Source organism: Thauera humireducens (assembly GCF_001051995.2).
Lineage (GTDB): Bacteria > Pseudomonadota > Gammaproteobacteria > Burkholderiales > Rhodocyclaceae > Thauera > Thauera humireducens.
In genome coordinates this window covers 3698087-3714625 of the sequence record NZ_CP014646.1, presented here as the reverse complement: position 1 = coordinate 3714625, position 16539 = coordinate 3698087, and the positions used below count along the sequence as shown (strand labels likewise).

General features: G+C 67.1%; 16 protein-coding genes and 1 tRNA gene. 6 read left to right on the top strand and 11 right to left on the bottom strand.

Translation table 11 applies throughout. The annotated features are described in order from the left end of the window. Positions 1-11 precede the first annotated feature (11 nt). The 6 genes from queC (at position 12) to AC731_RS17225 (ending at position 4501) form a co-directional block, all read left to right on the top strand. Entirely contained in the window at positions 12-704 is a 693-nt protein-coding gene (gene queC, locus AC731_RS17250; RefSeq protein WP_048707992.1) for a 7-cyano-7-deazaguanine synthase QueC, read from the top strand. 108 nt (positions 705-812) lie between these two features. Next, positions 813-1919: a YeeE/YedE family protein gene (locus AC731_RS17245; RefSeq protein WP_048710309.1), complete on the top strand. Its 1107-nt coding sequence runs from the start codon at positions 813-815 to the stop codon at positions 1917-1919. A gap of 99 nt (positions 1920-2018) precedes the next feature. Further along, positions 2019-2094, top strand: a tRNA-Lys gene (locus AC731_RS17240). 60 nt (positions 2095-2154) lie between these two features. Beyond that, complete coding sequence (locus tag AC731_RS17235; RefSeq protein WP_048707990.1) at positions 2155-2607, top strand: YaiI/YqxD family protein; 453 nt, start codon at positions 2155-2157, stop codon at positions 2605-2607. A 541-nt stretch (positions 2608-3148) separates the two neighbouring features. Then, positions 3149-3415, top strand: coding sequence for a translation initiation factor IF-1 (infA, locus tag AC731_RS17230; RefSeq protein WP_004253614.1), 267 nt, complete (start codon positions 3149-3151; stop codon positions 3413-3415). A 204-nt stretch (positions 3416-3619) separates the two neighbouring features. After that, a complete protein-coding gene (locus tag AC731_RS17225) occupies positions 3620-4501 on the top strand; it encodes a dienelactone hydrolase family protein (protein WP_048707988.1) in 882 nt (293 codons plus the stop codon). A 214-nt stretch (positions 4502-4715) separates the two neighbouring features. Here the strand turns inward: AC731_RS17225 and AC731_RS17220 are convergent, their stop codons facing one another. From AC731_RS17220 to peaB, 11 genes are all read right to left on the bottom strand, one after another. Further along, the gene (locus tag AC731_RS17220; protein WP_205626605.1) at positions 4716-5279 is read right to left on the bottom strand and encodes a Gx transporter family protein; all 564 of its coding nucleotides are present in this window, start codon (positions 5277-5279) and stop codon (positions 4716-4718) included. Next, positions 5260-5649 (bottom strand): NusG domain II-containing protein, encoded by a 390-nt coding sequence (locus AC731_RS17215; protein ID WP_048707986.1) that lies wholly within the window; start codon positions 5647-5649, stop codon positions 5260-5262. Before AC731_RS17215 ends, AC731_RS17220 begins: the two co-directional genes overlap by 20 nt. Beyond that, positions 5646-6551, bottom strand: a complete 906-nt coding sequence (gene rapZ / locus AC731_RS17210; RefSeq protein WP_048707983.1) for an RNase adapter RapZ — start codon at positions 6549-6551, stop codon at positions 5646-5648. The genes AC731_RS17215 and rapZ overlap by 4 nt, the downstream gene beginning before the upstream one ends. Before the next feature lie 62 nt (positions 6552-6613). Beyond that, positions 6614-8068 (bottom strand): alanine/glycine:cation symporter family protein, encoded by a 1455-nt coding sequence (locus AC731_RS17205; protein ID WP_004253595.1) that lies wholly within the window; start codon positions 8066-8068, stop codon positions 6614-6616. Between the two features lie 99 nt (positions 8069-8167). Continuing rightward, positions 8168-10342 (bottom strand): cytochrome c biogenesis protein CcsA, encoded by a 2175-nt coding sequence (gene ccsA, locus AC731_RS17200; protein ID WP_237266558.1) that lies wholly within the window; start codon positions 10340-10342, stop codon positions 8168-8170. Positions 10343-10370: 28 nt separating this feature from the next. After that, the gene (locus tag AC731_RS20330) at positions 10371-10496 is read right to left on the bottom strand and encodes a hypothetical protein (protein WP_257721757.1); all 126 of its coding nucleotides are present in this window, start codon (positions 10494-10496) and stop codon (positions 10371-10373) included. 93 nt (positions 10497-10589) lie between these two features. Next, positions 10590-12092, bottom strand: coding sequence for an aldehyde dehydrogenase family protein (locus AC731_RS17195; protein ID WP_048707978.1), 1503 nt, complete (start codon positions 12090-12092; stop codon positions 10590-10592). A 70-nt stretch (positions 12093-12162) separates the two neighbouring features. Further along, the gene (locus tag AC731_RS17190; RefSeq protein WP_048707974.1) at positions 12163-13476 is read right to left on the bottom strand and encodes an alginate export family protein; all 1314 of its coding nucleotides are present in this window, start codon (positions 13474-13476) and stop codon (positions 12163-12165) included. A gap of 114 nt (positions 13477-13590) precedes the next feature. Next, positions 13591-14724 carry a quinohemoprotein amine dehydrogenase subunit beta gene (gene peaD, locus AC731_RS17185; RefSeq protein ID WP_004253579.1) on the bottom strand — a complete coding sequence of 378 codons (1134 nt, stop codon included), beginning with the start codon at positions 14722-14724 and terminating at the stop codon, positions 13591-13593. Between the two features lie 11 nt (positions 14725-14735). Next, on the bottom strand, positions 14736-15062 hold the full coding sequence (qhpC, locus tag AC731_RS17180; protein WP_004253576.1) for a quinohemoprotein amine dehydrogenase subunit gamma: 327 nt from the start codon (positions 15060-15062) through the stop codon (positions 14736-14738). Then, positions 15059-16489, bottom strand: a complete 1431-nt coding sequence (gene peaB, locus AC731_RS17175) for a quinohemoprotein amine dehydrogenase maturation protein (RefSeq protein WP_004253573.1) — start codon at positions 16487-16489, stop codon at positions 15059-15061. Before peaB ends, qhpC begins: the two co-directional genes overlap by 4 nt. Positions 16490-16539 lie beyond the last annotated feature (50 nt).

The following is a 16539-nucleotide window of genomic DNA, read 5'->3' as shown; positions in this document are numbered from 1 at the left end:
AACCCGCTTCGATGAACCACGCCAAACGCGCCGTCGTCCTGCTTTCGGGCGGCCTCGACTCCGCCACCTGCCTCGCCATCGCGCGCGACATGGGTTTCGAGACCTATGCGCTGTCGGTTGCCTATGGCCAGCGCCATGCTGCCGAACTGACCGCATCCGCCCGGGTCGCGCAGGCCCTCGGTGCGAAGGAGCATCGCCTTGCCCGCGTCAATCTCGGCCAGTTCGGCGGCTCCGCGCTGACCGACCCTGGCATCGCCGTGCCCGAGAACGAGGACAACGGCGGCATCCCGGTCACCTACGTACCTGCCCGCAACACGGTGATGCTGTCGATCGCGATGGCGTGGGCGGAGGTGCTGGGCGCGCAGGACATCTTCGTCGGCGTCAATGCCGTGGACTACTCCGGCTACCCCGACTGCCGCCCCGAGTTCATCCAGGCCTTCGAAACCATGGCGAACCTGGCAACCAAGGCTGGGGTCGAAGGCGCGAGGCTGCACATCCATGCGCCGCTGATCGAACTCAGCAAGGCCGACATCATCCGCCGCGGCGTCGCGCTCGGGGTCGACTACGGCATCACGGTGACCTGCTACCAGGCCGACGACGACGGCCGCGCCTGCGGCCGCTGCGAAGCCTGCCGCCTGCGCGCCGCCGGCTTCGAGGCGGCAGGCATCCCCGACCCGACCCCGTATCAGTTGCGCACGGACTGATTACGCACGCATCCCGCGGCGCGGGATGTCCGGCGGTGCGTCGAGCATTTTTCAACGATGCCGGCCTTTTAACCTAGAATGGCCGGCCATTTCGCCGCTGATCGCATCATGGAAGAAACGCTCGTATCCGCCTCCACCATCGTGTGGCTCGCCTTCGTCATCGGCACGGTGTTCGGACTGGTCGCCAGCCGTACGAACTTCTGCACGATGGGCGCCGTCTCCGACATCGTCAACATGGGTGACTGGAGCCGCATGCGCATGTGGGCGCTGGCCGTCGCCGTCGCCATTCTCGGCACCGCGGCGCTGCAGTACGCCGGTGTGTTCGACGCATCCAAATCCATCTACACCGGCAGCCGACTGGCTTGGCTGTCGCACATCGTGGGCGGCCTCGCCTTCGGCGTGGGCATGACGCTCGCCTCGGGCTGTGGCAGCAAGACACTGATCCGCATCGGCGGCGGCAATCTGAAGTCGCTTATCGTGTTCGTCTTCCTCGGCATCAGTGCATACATGACGCTGCGCGGCCTGTTCGGTGTCTGGCGCGTGCGCTATCTCGACAGCGTCGCCACCGACCTGACGCACGGGCAGGACATCCCGTCGTTCATCTCGGCGGCCGGCGTTGATGCGCCGACCGCGCTGGCGCTTGCAGCGGGCGTCATCGGCGGCGCCCTGCTGATCTGGGCGCTCGCCAATCGCGAGGCGCGCCAGGCCGACGTACTGCTGGGCGGGGCGGTGATCGGTGCGACGGTGGTGGCTGCGTGGTACGTCTCCGGGCACATCGGCTATGTCGCCGAACATCCCGAGACGCTGGAGGAAGCCTTCATCGGCACCAACAGCGGGCGCGCCGAATCGCTCACGTTCGTCGCGCCGATGGCGTTCACGCTCGAATTGCTGATGCTGTGGAGCGACAGCAGCCGGGTCGTCACCTTCGGCATCGCGAGCGCGCTCGGTGTCATCGCCGGCGCCGCACTGCATGCAGTCGTCACGCGCAGCTTCCGCATCGAAGGCTTCCGCGACGCGCCCGACCTCGTCCGCCACATGATCGGCGGCATCCTGATGGGCTTCGGTGGCGTCACCGCCCTGGGCTGCACCATCGGCCAGGGCATTACCGGTTTGTCCACCCTGGCACTTGGCTCGATCATCACGACCGCCGCCATCATCGCCGGTTCGGCGGTGACGATGAAGATCCAGTACTGGATGATGATGCGAGAGGCCTGATCAGCGCCTGCGCTGCAGTCCCGGCCAGCCCCGCGCGCCGGCCTGCAATTTGCACCTTGACGCGCGTCGACTGGCACCCTAAAATTCCGCCTCACTTTTGGGTCGTTAGCTCAGTTGGTAGAGCAGCGGACTTTTAATCCGTTGGTCGCAGGTTCGAGTCCCGCACGGCCTACCAGAATCAGGGAAATGCCTCGGCTTCGGTCGGGGCATTTTCTTTTTCAAGGACGCTCGCGCCATGCATATCTGGGTCGATGCCGACGCCTGCCCCGTCGTCGTCAAGGAGATTCTCTTCCGCGCGGCCGAGCGCACACGACGCACCCTGACCCTGGTCGCGAATCAGTACCTGCGGGTGCCGGCCTCGCCGCATATCCGCATGGTCCAGGTTCCAGGAGGGTTCGACGAGGCCGACAAGTACATTGCCGCTCACGTCTCCGCGGGCGACCTCGTGATCACCGCCGATATTCCGCTGGCAGCCGATGTTGTCGCCAAGGATGCCCAGGCTCTTTCGCCGAGAGGTGAACTCTTCGGCAAGGAAAACATCCGCGAGCTACTGGACATGCGCAACTTCATGGATACGCTGCGGAGCACCGGCGTCGACACCGGCGGGCCCGCGGCCTTCAGTGCCGGTGACAGCAAGGCGTTCGCCAGCCGGTTGGACAGCTTCCTGCACAAGCGCCCTCAAGGCTGAACCAGCGGTCGAGCTGCACTGGTCGATTGGACAGACCCGCCTCGTGGCAGGTAGAATGCCGGGTGCAGAGAACTGGCTTTTGACCTATTGATCCCGGCAACGGGCTACATCGGCGCCAAAGTCGCAACGGCATCGTGCGCGCGTGGTCTGGATGACATCACGCGACCTGCGAAGGCGTTCCCCTCCTCCCGCAAACCCTTGCCGTGTCATCCGGCGTTCCCTTGCGGTACCGCCCGGTTTCTCCGAGACACCTCCTGCGCCCAAGCGTCGCAGGACAGACGCGATCTCCCTTCGCAGACGGGGTCGTCCGTAATGCAGCGCGCCACCGGTATCAAACGCGCCGCTCACGCCTGTGCCTTGTGGCGCGCGCGTGCAATCGTTCCAGATTTTCGCGCGGCCTGCCCCTTTTTCGCAGGCCCGGCCGGTCCGCCTGCTGCGCCACTCGCGCAGCCCTCCGGCCTCATGCTCGCCCCGGCGGAGACGAGCGCCTAGCCGCCGCACTCTTCAGGCATGCGCCGGCACAACGACAAGGAGCCCAAACATGGCCAAGGAAGAACTCATTGAAATGCACGGATCGGTTACCGAAGTCCTGCCCGACGGACGCTATCGCGTTACGCTGGACAACGGCCACAACCTGATCGCCTACTCCGGCGGCAAGATGCGCAAGCACCATATCCGCATCATCGCCGGTGACAACGTCTCGCTCGAGATGTCGCCCTATGATCTGACCAAGGGGCGGATCACCTTCCGCCACCTGCCCGGCCGCCCGGCCGGCTCGGCCTCGGCACCGCCGCCGCGCCGCCGCTGAAACGCTCAGCCCCGCAGACCCCTGCCGATTCGCAGGGGTCTTTTTTTGTCAGTCTGCCGGGCGAGCAGGAGCGTCGGAGCACCGTGATGCGGAACATTGCGTCGCGGGTGCTGTCACGATGGGGCTTGTGCCCGCACACACGGCTCAGCGCCCTCTGACCGCCATCGCCAAATGGCTCAGCCCCCCTGGAAAACGGAGAACAACATGAGTGAACGCAGCACCGAACTCGACCAGGCCGCCTTCGACAGCCTGCTGCCTACCGCACAGATGAACCGCCGCGGCTTCGTGACGACCCTCGCCGCAGCAGGATTCGCGCTTGCGGTCCAGCCCGTGCAGGCCAGTACCGTGATCACGACCGACGCCAGCGGCCTCGACGCCGGCAGCGCCACGGTCAAGGCGAGCGGCAGCGAACTGCCGGTCTACTATGCCCGCCCTGCCCAGGGCGAAAAGCTGCCGGTCGTGCTCGTCGTGCAGGAGATCTTCGGCGTCCACGAGCACATCCGCGACGTCTGCCGCCGCCTGGCCAAGCAGGGCTACCTGGCGATCGCGCCGGAGCTGTTCTTCCGCCAGGGCGACCCGACCAAGCTCGAGAATGTCGCCGACATCCTGTCGTCGATCGTGTCGAAGGTACCGGACGCGCAGGTCATGGCCGACCTCGACGCCTGCGCCGAGTGGGCCGTCACCCGCGGCGGCGATGCTGCGCGCCTGGCCATCACCGGCTTCTGCTGGGGTGGACGCATCACCTGGCTGTACGCTGCGCACAACCCGAAGCTCAAGGCGGGTGTCGCCTGGTATGGCCGGCTCGACGGCGCCCCCTCGGACAACCAGCCGAAGCAGCCGATCGACGTCGCCGCAAACCTGAACGCACCGGTGCTCGGCCTCTACGGCGGCCAGGACCAGGGCATTCCGCTCGACGATGTCGAGGCCATGCGCGAGGCGATCAAGGCTGCCGGCAAGCCGGGCGACATCATCGTCTATCCCGACGCCCCGCATGCCTTCCACGCCGACTACCGCCCGAGCTTCCGCAAGACCGAAGCCGAGGATGGCTGGAAGCGCCTGCTGGAGTGGTTCTCCAAGAACGTCTGATCGGCGCGCATCGCACCGACAACCCGGGCGGCGGGCGCGCTCGCCGCCACGGGAGGCGAGTCCGCGCGCGCCACGCCGGTGCCCGCCACCCAGCCGAATGCAACCCCGCACATTGCCGCGATCGCAGCGGACAACCAGCGCCACCAGCCACGCTTCATCCGTGCCTCCATCCTTGCTTGCACCCCGAAGTGCCAGGTTGGACGCGCGTGTGCCGTCAGTGTTCCGGCGTTGTGGCGGAAGCTTTCGAAACGGCGCGTGCCGCGCCGTGCAGTTCCTCGAGCAGGCGCGCCGCGACGAGACCGTTGACCAGCCCGAAGACCACGGCAGCCAAGGCGAAGACCGGCAGCAGATAGAACACGCCGTCGTGCGGCACCAGCCACAGGCGGGCCACGACCAGTTGCGCACCGATATGCGCAAACGCGGCCAGGATGCTGTGGCTGACCGGACCGAACCAGCGCCGGGGCAAGTGCATTGCCAAGCCCAGCACCACGAGGCTGGCAATGGCGCCCGACAGGCTCAGGAAGAAGCCTGGCGCCAGGAACTGGCCCAGCAGCAGACTGCCCGCCAGCACGCGCAGCAATGCCACCCACACCGCCTCGCGCCATCCCCAGCGCGCCAGCACGATCAGGGTAACGATGTTCGCCAAGCCCGGCTTGACCCCCGGCAGCGGCAGCGGGATGGCTGCCTCGGCCACCGTCAGGACGATCGCCGCCGCCGCATGACGGGCAATGCGGCGGTCTTTCTCCGTGGGGACGAGTTCAATAGTTGAGGGAGTCATAATCGGTGCCGCGCCCGCTCAGGCTCAGGCTGACCTCGTTCGGCGCACAGATCGCCACAGCGCCGGCCTGGGTCAGCCACCCCTGACGCACGCAGTACTGGCGCGGACCGGGGTCCGCCGCAACGCGGGCGCGACCGGGCTGGATCTCGATGCGGGTGGTGCCGATCGGGCCGGGCACGTCGATGATGCGGGCGGACTTGAGATCGACCTCGGCGACGACCTTGCCGCCCGCGCGGACAATGGCGGCATCCGGCCGCCCTCCCTGCCACAGCGCGACCAGCGAATACCCGCACACCAGCACGCCGCCCAGCACAACCAACACGTCGCCCGGGCGGAGCAAGGCTCGCCAGGCGGCAGGCTCCGGACTCACGACGCAGACGAGACCACCGGCCGGGCAGACTGTGCAGCGGCCGCTTCACGGTCGGCGGCGCGTCGCGCGGCGGACCGATGGCGGACGATCACCCGAACCTGGTCACGGAAGCGGGCCGCCAGCCATTCGGCCAGATAGACCGAGCGGTGCTGCCCGCCGGTGCAGCCGATTGCAACCGTCAGATAGCTGCGGTTGTCGCGCACATAGGCCGGCAGCCAGTTGCCGATGAACTTGCGGATATCCTCCGCCATCTTTCCGACTTCGGGCAGCTTCTGCAGGAACTCGATCACCGGCTCATCACGACCGGTCAGGGGACGCAGGGCCGGGTCGTAATGGGGATTGGGCAGGCAGCGGACATCGAACACCAGGTCGGCATCGAGCGGAATGCCATACTTGAAGCCGAAGGACTGGAACATCAGCGTCAGCCCGTCGCTCGCCTCGATCTCGATGAAATCCTTCACCCACGCACGCAGCGTATTGGGATGCAGGTCGCTGGTGTCGATGCGGTGGCCGAGTTCGGCAATCTGGGCCAGCGCATCGCGCTCGCGCTGGATGGCCTCCGCGACCGTGACGCCCTCGCCTGCCATCGGGTGGCGCCGCCGCGTCTCCGAGAAGCGCGCAAGCAGCGCATCATCGCGCGCTTCGAGGAAGATGAAACGCAGATCGTGCCCCGCTTCGCGCAAGGCATCGACCTGGTTCGGGAGAGCCGCGATGCTCGCACCCGAGCGCATGTCGACCGCCACCGCCACACGCCGCCAGCCCGCCCCTCGCAGATGCGTCACAAGTTGCGGCAGCAACACCGCCGGCAGGTTATCCACGACGTAATAGGCGGCGTCCTCGAGCACGTTGAGGGCGATGCTCTTGCCGGATCCCGACAGGCCGCTGATGAGTACGATCTGCATGCTTCTCCTTCAATGACGAAAGATACGCCAGCGGACACGACCGCCAGCGCATTCGACACCGTTCAAGCGCGACCGTCGCGCTTGTCTGCGCGTTTGACCCACAAGTCGGCGTTTTCGATCCCGAGCGCACGCGGATCGAACACAGGCTGGATCCGGCCCTTTGCCTGCTGCGCCTCATAGTCCCTCAGCGCCAGCATCGCCGGCTTCTGCAGCACCAGGATGGCTACGATGTTGAGCCACGCCATGATACCCACGCCGATGTCGCCCAGCCCCCAGGCGAGGTCGCTGGTCCGTACGCAGCCGTAGAGGGCAGAACCGATCAGCGCGATCCGCAACACGAACATCAGCGCATCGGAACGGATGTTGCGGGTCAGGTAAGCGAGGTTCGTCTCGGCAATGTAGTAGTAGGCCAGCACCGTCGTGAAGGCGAAGAAGAACAGCGCGATGGCCACGAACACGGCGCCGAAGCCCGGCAGCACCGACTCCATCGCAGCCTGGGTGAAGCCCGTACCCGCGGCGATGTTGGCCAGGCCGGTGAATACCTGCGTCCCGTCCGCGCCGGTCACGTTGTAGGTGCCGGTGATCAGGATCATGAAGGCAGTCGCGGTGCACACGAAGAGCGTATCGACATAGATCGAGAAGGCCTGCACCAGGCCCTGCGCCGCGGGGTGGCTCACCTCGGCCGCGGCGGCTGCATGGGGGCCGGTGCCCTGGCCCGCTTCGTTCGAATACACGCCACGCTTCACACCCCACTGGATCGCCAGTCCGATCATCGCGCCGAAACCCGCCTCGACACCGAAGGCCGACGAAACGATCAGGGAAATCACGCCCGGCAGCTTCTCGATGTTGAGCAGCACGACCACGGCCGCGGCGAGGATGTAGCCCAGCGCCATGAAGGGCACCACGATCTGCGTCACCTGTGCGATGCGACGCACGCCACCGAAGATGATCAGGCCCAGCAGGATCACGATGAGGGTGCCGGTCACCGCCGGCGCAATCCCGAAGGCATTCTGCATGCCCGCGGCGATGCTGTTCGTCTGCACGCCCGGCAGCAGCACGCCGCACGCGATCAGCGTCGCCACTGCGAACACGATCGCGTACGCGCGCCAGCCCAGGCCCTTTTCAATGAAGTAGGCCGGGCCGCCACGATACAGGCCATGGTGCTCGGTCTTGTAGATCTGCCCCAGCGTCGATTCGATGTAGGCCGTTGCCGCCCCGAGGAAGGCGACCATCCACATCCAGAAGATCGCACCCGGACCGCCGAAGCCGATCGCAGTCGCGACTCCCGCGATGTTGCCGGTGCCCACGCGCCCGGAAAGGGCGATGGTCAGCGCCTGAAAGGAGGACACACCGGCCGACGAACTCTTGCCGGAGAACATCTGCCTCACCATCTCGCCAATATGGCGAACCTGCAGGAAGCGGGTGCGAACCGAGAAGTACAGGCCCACGGCGAGGCACAGGTAAACGAGTGCGGGACTCCACACCCAACCGTTGATCCAATCCACTGCTGCTTGCATGTTCTTGATTCCGAATGCACAGAAAGCAGGATTGTATCCGCTTGTTGCAGAACGCTGAGTTGATGCGTGGCCCGCCGTGCTCCGACCGCGGCCGGCGCATCAACTCGTCGCGCCGCGCCGCCCCCGACGCACGCCGCGCGCGCCGGACAAGGCCAGCCACGCGCTGCCGAACAGGAGCAGCAGCAGGCCGATCCACAACAAGGACATGAAGGGGAACACCTTCACCACCACGATCGCAGGTCCGCCGCCTGACCCATCGAGGGCCCCGACGACAGCGGCCGGCGACACCCAGAACTGCACCGAGCGCGCCCAGCCCTGGTCGATCAGCGGCTGCAGCAGATAACCCGGCGTGCCGACATGACGTGCGTAGCGATAGTCGAGCAGCTCGCACACCTGCCGCAGCGGCCCATCGAAGCGCTCGGACGGCGCCCTCGCATCCCGGTACAGGGTCTGCCCGTCGAGCCGTTCACCGTCCGGGCCGCGCACCTCGATCGTCGTCAAGGCCTGCACCACGGACTGCGCGCCGACCGCACCATCGTTCGCCGCCCCGACACGGATCTCCGCAAGCCGGAGCGCATAGCCATGGCGATCCGTCGCCCAGGCGCTCGGGCCGCCGTCGAAGGCAATCTCGTGCTGGGTATAGCTGTTGAGCGCCGTCGCCAACAAGCCCCCCCACAAGGCCAGCGCGACGCCGGCGTGAATCGCTGCCAACGGCACGACGCTCGCCACCGCCTTGCGACCCTGCCGGCGCAGGACGTGCGCCGCCCACGCAATGCCGCCGAGGGCAAGGTAGGCACCACCGATCAAGCTCGCATCGAGCCACGGCAACACGGCCACGATCTGCTGCGACAGGATGCCCTCACCCGCATACGACCGCGTCACCACGCCGCCCCACGCCGCGTTGCCCCCGATCGCCACCACCGCCAGCAGCAGGGACAGGCGCCCAGCCACCACCGAGATCCGCCGGAAGAAGTACCAGCCGCCAACCAGCCCGAACCCGGCCAGCGGCAACAGGAGGTGAGCGGCGAGCACATAGCCGTCCACGTCCCACTGCTCGAAGGCCGCGCGCAGGGCTGCCAGCTCGCTGCCGGTCGTCAGGTTGCTCAGCATCGCGAGAAACGGCTTGTACGCCTCGGGCCGGGGCAGCTGCAGCACACCGGCACCAAACGCAGACAGCAACTGCACGGCGGCGACCGCCGCAGCGCCCAGGAAGCACAGCTGGGCCAGCCACAACCCGGAGGGCGCGCGCAGCCCCATGAACCGGGCCCGCCGGTCCACATCGTTTCGCGTTGCCCTACCCGCGCCCCGGCCCGCCACCGCGCACCCCGTGGCGATCAGCAAGAGTGCAGCACCGAGCGCAAGATGCGCCATCCAGGAATCGGCGCCCACATAGCGATGCGAACTTGCGAGTACCGGATTACGCGTTACTGCCATCGCCAGTGGGACGGCCGCCGCAGCGAGCACGCCGGCCCACGGCATCGCCCGCCAATGCGGGCGGCCCACGCCCCAGCCGGCCACGCCGTGCAGATGGGCACCCAGCAGGCACCACAGGCAGAAGACCGCAGTCTGTACCGGATCCCAATGCCACACCTGCCCGTACATCGCATCCTCGAACGCCCACAGCATGCCAAAGCCGATGCCCGCGGTGAGCACCAGCCAGGCACGGCGCGCATGCTCTTGCGCAAGCGCGGACCACCGCGCCGACACGCCGCGCAGGGCATCGAGCGCCGGTGCCGCGAGCGCCAGTGTCCACGCATAGGCTGCCAGCACCAGCGGCGCATGGAACAGCATCCAGGGCTTCATCAGGTGGGCGTTCATGCCCTGCGACGGCGACTGCGCCAGCCACTCGGCCGGCGTCGTGGCAAAAGGCGCCAGCCACAGTGCCGTCAGCCCCAACCACGCGGCGATCGCGGCGCTGAGCGAAAAACGGGCTGGATCGGCGCCAACGCCAGCCCGGCGCGCTGCAAGGCCGAGACAGCAGGCGGCGAGCATCAGCGTCGTGCCCTCGTCGCCGCCCCACAGGTTGGCGACCTTCAGGTGCAAGGGCAACTCGGCGCTGCTGTAGAGCCAGACGTAGCGCAGCTCGAACCGGTCGGCGCCGAAGTGCCAGGCGAGTGCGACCACACACGCCCACGCCAGCTTCGCCGCAAGCGCCAATGCGGGCACCCGCCCGGTCGGGCGTAGCGCGGCGTGCAGGGCCAGTCCCACCGCCACCGCGAGAAGCAACGGGCCGAATGCAGGCCATAGCGCCACCAGCACAACGGCCGCCCCCATCGGCGCCCCACGGGACAAGGCGCCCATCTCAGCAGCCCTTCGCCTTGAAGACATCGAGGAGGCCGGGCAAGCAACCGGTTGCCCCAGCTGCTTCCGCAAGCCGCCCGATCACGAACGCACGCACTGACGTCGCCGCCAGTTCAGGGGGGTTCATTCCGATTCCTCCTCGCTGCCCGTCAGGATCCTGAGCCGCCGACCCGCAAGCGCCTTACTGCGCGCCGCCGCATGGAGGCGGCGCGCAGGATGCTCACAGGGCCATGATCACCGACTTGCTCTCGGTATACAGATCGAGCACCGCACGCCCCATCTCGCGCCCGATGCCCGACTGCTTGTAGCCACCGAAGGGCATCGAGGCATCGAGGATGTTGTGGCAGTTGACCCAGACCGTACCGGCCTTGATCTTCGGCACCAGTCGATGCACCCGCGACAGGTCGTTGGACCAGATGCTCGCACCCAGCCCGTAGGGCGTGTCGTTGGCGCGGCGGGCGACCTCGTCGAGATCGTCGTAGGGCATCGCGACCACCACCGGGCCGAAGATCTCCTCGCGCACCACCTTCATGTCATCACGGGTGTTGACCAGCACGGTGGGCTTGACGAAGTAGCCCTCCCCCTCGCCCGCCGTACCGCCCGCCAGTGCCCGCGCCCCCTGGTCGAAACCGCTGCGGATGTAGCCGAGCACGCGCTGCTGCTGGGCGGCCGAGACCAGCGGGCCGATCTGGGTCGCGGGGTCGATGCCGGCGCCGAGCTTCATGCCGGCGGCGATCTCGGACAGGCCCTCGACCACACGCTCGAAGCGGCTCTTGTGCACATACAGGCGCGAACCCGCGCAGCACACCTGACCCTGGTTGAAGAAGATCGCCTGCGCCGCACCGGCCGCCGCCACCGCCGGATCGGCGTCATCGAGCACGATCACCGGACTCTTGCCGCCAAGCTCCAGCGACACCCGCGTCATGTTGTCGAGCGCCGCCTTGCCGACGAGCTTGCCGATCTCGGTCGAGCCGGTGAAGGCGACCTTCTCGATGCCGGTGTGAGAGGCCAGCGCAGCGCCCGCGGTGTGGCCGTGGCCGGTGACCACGTTGAACACCCCGGCCGGGTAGCCGGCTTCCAGCACCAGTTCGGCAAAGCGCAGCGCCGACAAGGGCGTCTCTTCGGCCGGCTTGAGCACCATGGTGCAGCCCGAGGCCAGCGCCGGACCGGCCTTCCACGCCGCCATCAGGAGCGGGAAGTTCCACGGAATGATCGCGCCGACCACGCCCACCGGCTCGCGCCGGGTGAAACCGAAGAACTCGCGGTCCCGCACCAGCGGCACCGACACGTCCATCGTCGCACCCTCGATCTTGGTCGCCCAACCCGCCATGTAGCGCAGGAAGTCCACCATCAGCGCGAGGTCGACCGCGCGCGCCATGGTCACCGGCTTGCCGTTGTCGAGCGCCTCGATCTCGGCCAGCTCCTGTGCGTTCGCCTCCACCAGGTCGGCCAGGCGCAGCAGCAGGCGCTCGCGGTCGACCGGGCGCATTTTCGGCCACTCGCCCTGCTCGAAGGCCTTGCGCGCCGCCGCGACCGCTCGATCGATGTCGGCCGCCTCGCCCGCCGGCACGCGGGCAAACACCTGCGTGCTGGCGGGGTCGACCACGTCCAGCGTGCCGCCGCCGGCGGCATCCAGCCATTCGCCGCCGATCAGCATGCGCTTTGGCTGGGCCAGGAAGCGGCGCGTGTTGGCACTGAGCAATTCACCCTTGTATCGATCCATCGTTCGTCTCCGTATGTGTATGTGTTCTGCCAGGTCGATCGGTAAAGTTTGGGCGCGAAGTCCGCGCGCTTCAGAAGTTGAACAGCATCACCGCCTGCAGATAGACGTTGCGCCGGTCGTTGCCCTGCAGCGTCTTCACGTCTGCGCCGCGTGGCTCATAGATGCCGATCAACGGCACGAAGGTGAAGTTGTCGTTGATCTGCCAGAAGGCGAACAGGTCAATCTCGCGCCCATCGACGTCGGCATCGCCGATCGACTTGATGTCCCAGTACTGCAGGCTCACCGACAGATCCGCGCGCGGCGCAAGCGTCAGCTCGAGGCGGTCCACCTTGTTGCCGCTGTTGGCCGGGCCGGCGTAGTTGGCGGCGACTTCGCCCTGGAACCAGGTACCGAGGCCACGGCTCAGGCCGAAGAACAGCGGGTCGAAAGCCTCGTTGCGGGCGGTTCCGGCCTTGTCGGCCGAGAAGCGGGCGTGGCGGTAGTTCAGCGTCGGACTCCACGGCAGATCGGCGAAGGTCCAGCCGCCCTCGACCGTCCACGCGTCGGCGTCGTTCTTCACCGCGGCGTTGCCACCGCGCTGGTCGACGTACTCGAGGGACAGGAACAGGTTCTCCACCCCCAGGCTGCCCTGGCCGCGAACGCTGGTGATGCGCATGCCGTCGCGGCGGTCGAAGATGCCCAGCCCGGCGCCCTTGTCCACGTCGAGCACCTTCATCCAGCTCAGGCCCAGAGTGCCGTGCGTCTCGGACACGTATTCCACATTCAACCCGCCGAGCTCGGTGTCCTGCTGGTAGGGGTTGTCCGACTGCAGCCAGAAGGCATCGCCACGCAGCGGGCCGTCGGGGTCCACACGCAGGATGGCCGTGTTGCGGAAGCTCTTCTTCGCCGCCAGGTAGTAGGCGCCGCCACGGTCGACATCAACACCCAAGGCGTCAAGCCCCCTGCCGAGGTTGATGCGGTCGCCCGCAATCAGGAAGCCGTCTCCGAGCTGGAACTGCTGGCGACCGAACGAGAAATCGAGCAGGCCGCCAGCGCTGCGCCAGCCGAGGTAGGCGTCCTCCAGATCGACATCGCGCTCGCGTCCGTTGGTGTAGCCGCCGGCGTCGCCGTCGCCCCAGGTGCCCTGCGCGATCGCGCCCAGCCCGCCATACAGTTCGCCTTCGCCGGCGCGGGTCTTGCCGACCAGCACGCCATGCACGAAGGCTTCGCGCCACTTCTTGCCGCCCTCGGCAAGGTAGTCCTCGCTCGTCGAAAAGGCACCGGCCATGCCGTCCACGTTGAACCCCAGGGTGGTGCCATCGCGTTCGTAGAAATCTGCGGCCTGCGCGCTGCCCAGCGTGGCCAGCCCCGCGAGCAGGGCGGCCACGGTCGTGTGAATGCGCATGATGTTCGTCTCCTGATTGATTTTTTTTGGCGTGCGCGGGGCTCTCGGGGACGTTGAGGCCCCGATGAACGCCCCGCGACGCGGGTCAGCGGATCAGTACGTGTGCGTGCGGATTCAGCGCACGAAGACCTGCCCGGTGCCGAGCGACATGTCCCCGCCCGGCAGCTTCACCTGGCCGACCTTGCCCAGGGTGTCGGCGTCATGGATGGAGATGTCGTTGAAGGTGCCGGTGAGATAGAGCCGGCTACCTGACTGGTTGGTCAGCACCGTGTAGTAGGTGTGATCAAGCTCGGCGGCCTGCAGCAGCTTCTGCTGGGCGATGTCGTACTTGGTCAGGCGATGCAGCAGGCCGTAGATGATGTTGCGGTCCTTCGGCGAGCGGATGCCGGTGAAGTAGATCTCGGTCAGCGGTCCGAACTCGCGCGCCTCGGTCTCGCCATTCTTCAGGTTGACGTTCAGGAAACCGTACTGGTACTCGGCCGTCGCCATGTCCTGCTTGTCGTCCTGGAACTTCGCCGTGGTGTACAGGATGGTGAAGTCCCGGGTGGGCGTCTGCACCGGCCACAGGTAGAGCACGTCGAGCGGGGCATGCGTCGAACGCTGCCAGTCCCGGATCGGCAGCGCCACCGTCATGGCACCGGTCTTCACATCCACCTTGTAGATGTTCGGGCCCGCCAGGTAGACCGCGCCGTCGTCGCCCGACTGCATGATGTTGGCCTGGCGCGGGGCCGGGAAGGTGCGCACCGGCCTGGCCTCCAGGCCGGCACCGGTGTCGTAGACCGCGAAACGTGGCTCGCCGACACGATAGTGGTCGCGGTTGATCGTGGTCGGGTTCTGCACCGCATACAGTTCCTTGCCATCGGGGCTGATGGTAAAGGAGGCGATCGATTTGGCGCGCTCGTTATCGCCCTGCGACATCTCGGCGCGGAACGTGAGCTTGCAGGTATCGAGGTCGACGCCGTAGATCGTGCCGAAGCGGTTGTTGAGGATGTAGGCGGTGCGGCGGTCGGGGGCAATCTGCGTGACGCCCGGCCCGAACGCGTCGGGCAACGCGCAGGTCTTGTAGACCGTCTCGCTGGCCAGGTCGACCACGTTCAGGTTGTTCGGATAGTTGGCCACCATCAGGTACTCGCTGCCGGGCTTGAGCGCCAGCGACTCGTTGGCGGCGGCGTGCAAGGTGCCGGCGGCCAGGCAGGCGAGCGCGGCCGCGGTGCGGCGCAGGGCGCAGCCGATCATCGTTTTCTTCATGTCCGCCCCCTTCACAGCTTGTCGCCCGGGAAGACCGAGCCGAGATTGCGCCAGTCCTCGCGGGTGTTGGCAGCGTCCTTGTTCCAGTCCGGGTAGGTGTTCATCACGTCCGGCACCTGGGCCGGCCACCAGCACGGATCGGCGCAGCCATAGAGATCCGACTCCATCGGCTGGCACAGCGAAGCCACGCCGCCGAAGGCGTCCACTTCCCAGCCCGGGTCCACCGTCGCCGTGCAGCCGGCGATGGCGCTCATCGCCACCACTTCCTCGACCCGGTCCTCTGCGACCGCCTTGTCCAGCAGTCGCGCCTTGTTGTTGATCGCCTTGAGATGCTTCATGACGCCCTCCTCGGGGAAATGTGCTGTTCGATGAAGGCCGGGTTGCCGGCCATGATGCGGCTGTAGACCTCGATGCCGAAGTCCACCCAGTCCCGCATCAGATCGCAGTAGTGATAGGTGGGATGTGCCGGATCGCCGTAGCGCGCGTAGCTCTCGTGGTAGCAGCCGCCCGAGCACAGGTTGCGGATGCGGCAGCTCGCGCAGCCGGTATCCGTGCGGTCCAGGCGCTGGGACAGGAAGTCGCCGAGCTGCTCGCGCTTGATGCCGTTCTTCACGTCGCCGAAGGTCGGCAGCGTGGAGCCGGTGAAGCGGTGGCACAGGTTCAGTTCGCCCTTGTGATCGACCGCCAGCATCTTCAGCCCGGCACCGCAGGGCAGCGCCTTCTTGTGGCCTTCATGCAGGTCGGTGATCAGCTGGTGCATGTTGGAGAAGCCGATGTTGCGCCCCTCCAGCGCCGCCTCCAGGTAACGCTGACCAAGCCGCTTGAGTCCGGCGAAGACCTCGACCAGCTCCTCACCCGTCAGGTTGAAGGTGCTGATGTCGCCGGAGGTCACCGGCGCGAAGCCGACTTCGGCAAAGCCGAGCTCGTTGAACAGGTGGTCCCAGATGCGCTCGACCTCGGTGGTGCCGTGGGTCAGCGTGACGCGCGCACCCACCGGCCGCGCGCTGTAGCGCGACAGCAGGCGCTCGGCCTTGCGCCGCACGGTCTCGTAGGTGCCCTGACCGCCGACCGTGAGCCGGTTGCGGTCATGGATCGCCTTGGGACCGTCGATGCTGATCGACAGGCCGAAGCGGTGGGCGTTGAGCCAGTCGATCGTGTCGTCTGCAAGCAGCGTGGCGTTCGTCGTCATGACGAAATCGACCTGCTTGCCGAGCTCGGGGAAGCGCGTCTCGCAGTACGCCACCACGTCCTTGATCAGCGGCAGGTTGCTGAGCGGCTCGCCGCCGAAGAAGACGACGGTGTAGCGCGGTTCGTCGGGCGACTCGCGCAGCATCATCTCGATCGCGTCGCGTGCGGTCTCGAAGGCCATCTTGCGGCCCGCCGAGGGCTTGTCGAGATCTTCCTTGTAGCAGTAGGTGCAGCTCAGGTTGCAGCCCGTGTTGACGTTGAGCACCACCGTGGTGAGCGGGAAACGCTCGAAGGTGTGCGCGAGCGCAGTGGCGCCGGCCGGACGACCGTCGTCGACCAGTTCGAGGGCCACCAGCTCGCGAATCGCCTCGGCCACCTCGTCGGCGTCGAACTCGGTGCGCAGGCCGTCGATCAGCGCCTCGGCGGTCAGGCTCTGACGACGGATGCGATCGATCAGCGCCGCAGTCAGCGGGTCGAGCGCGAACAGCGAACTGCTCGGGATGTGGAACAGCATGCGCGTTTCATCGACGCGCAGCTCGTGCAGGTTGTTCTGCACCAGATTCAAGACGGCACCCATGGGAGCCTCCTTCGGTGTCGGGATTGCGGAGGGCAGGCCGCGCCTGCCGG

Coding starts and splice junctions, on each gene's coding strand:
- queC (WP_048707992.1), top strand. CDS start 12: ATGAACCACGCCAAACGCGCCGTCGTCCTGCTTTCGGGCGGCCTCGAC.
- AC731_RS17245 (WP_048710309.1), top strand. CDS start 813: ATGGAAGAAACGCTCGTATCCGCCTCCACCATCGTGTGGCTCGCCTTC.
- AC731_RS17235 (WP_048707990.1), top strand. CDS start 2,155: ATGCATATCTGGGTCGATGCCGACGCCTGCCCCGTCGTCGTCAAGGAG.
- infA (WP_004253614.1), top strand. CDS start 3,149: ATGGCCAAGGAAGAACTCATTGAAATGCACGGATCGGTTACCGAAGTC.
- AC731_RS17225 (WP_048707988.1), top strand. CDS start 3,620: ATGAGTGAACGCAGCACCGAACTCGACCAGGCCGCCTTCGACAGCCTG.
- AC731_RS17220 (WP_205626605.1), bottom strand. CDS start 5,279: ATGACTCCCTCAACTATTGAACTCGTCCCCACGGAGAAAGACCGCCGC.
- rapZ (WP_048707983.1), bottom strand. CDS start 6,551: ATGCAGATCGTACTCATCAGCGGCCTGTCGGGATCCGGCAAGAGCATC.
- AC731_RS17205 (WP_004253595.1), bottom strand. CDS start 8,068: ATGCAAGCAGCAGTGGATTGGATCAACGGTTGGGTGTGGAGTCCCGCA.
- ccsA (WP_237266558.1), bottom strand. CDS start 10,342: ATGGGGGCGGCCGTTGTGCTGGTGGCGCTATGGCCTGCATTCGGCCCG.
- AC731_RS20330 (WP_257721757.1), bottom strand. CDS start 10,496: ATGAACCCCCCTGAACTGGCGGCGACGTCAGTGCGTGCGTTCGTGATC.
- AC731_RS17195 (WP_048707978.1), bottom strand. CDS start 12,092: ATGGATCGATACAAGGGTGAATTGCTCAGTGCCAACACGCGCCGCTTC.
- AC731_RS17190 (WP_048707974.1), bottom strand. CDS start 13,476: ATGCGCATTCACACGACCGTGGCCGCCCTGCTCGCGGGGCTGGCCACG.
- peaD (WP_004253579.1), bottom strand. CDS start 14,724: ATGAAGAAAACGATGATCGGCTGCGCCCTGCGCCGCACCGCGGCCGCG.
- qhpC (WP_004253576.1), bottom strand. CDS start 15,062: ATGAAGCATCTCAAGGCGATCAACAACAAGGCGCGACTGCTGGACAAG.
- peaB (WP_004253573.1), bottom strand. CDS start 16,489: ATGGGTGCCGTCTTGAATCTGGTGCAGAACAACCTGCACGAGCTGCGC.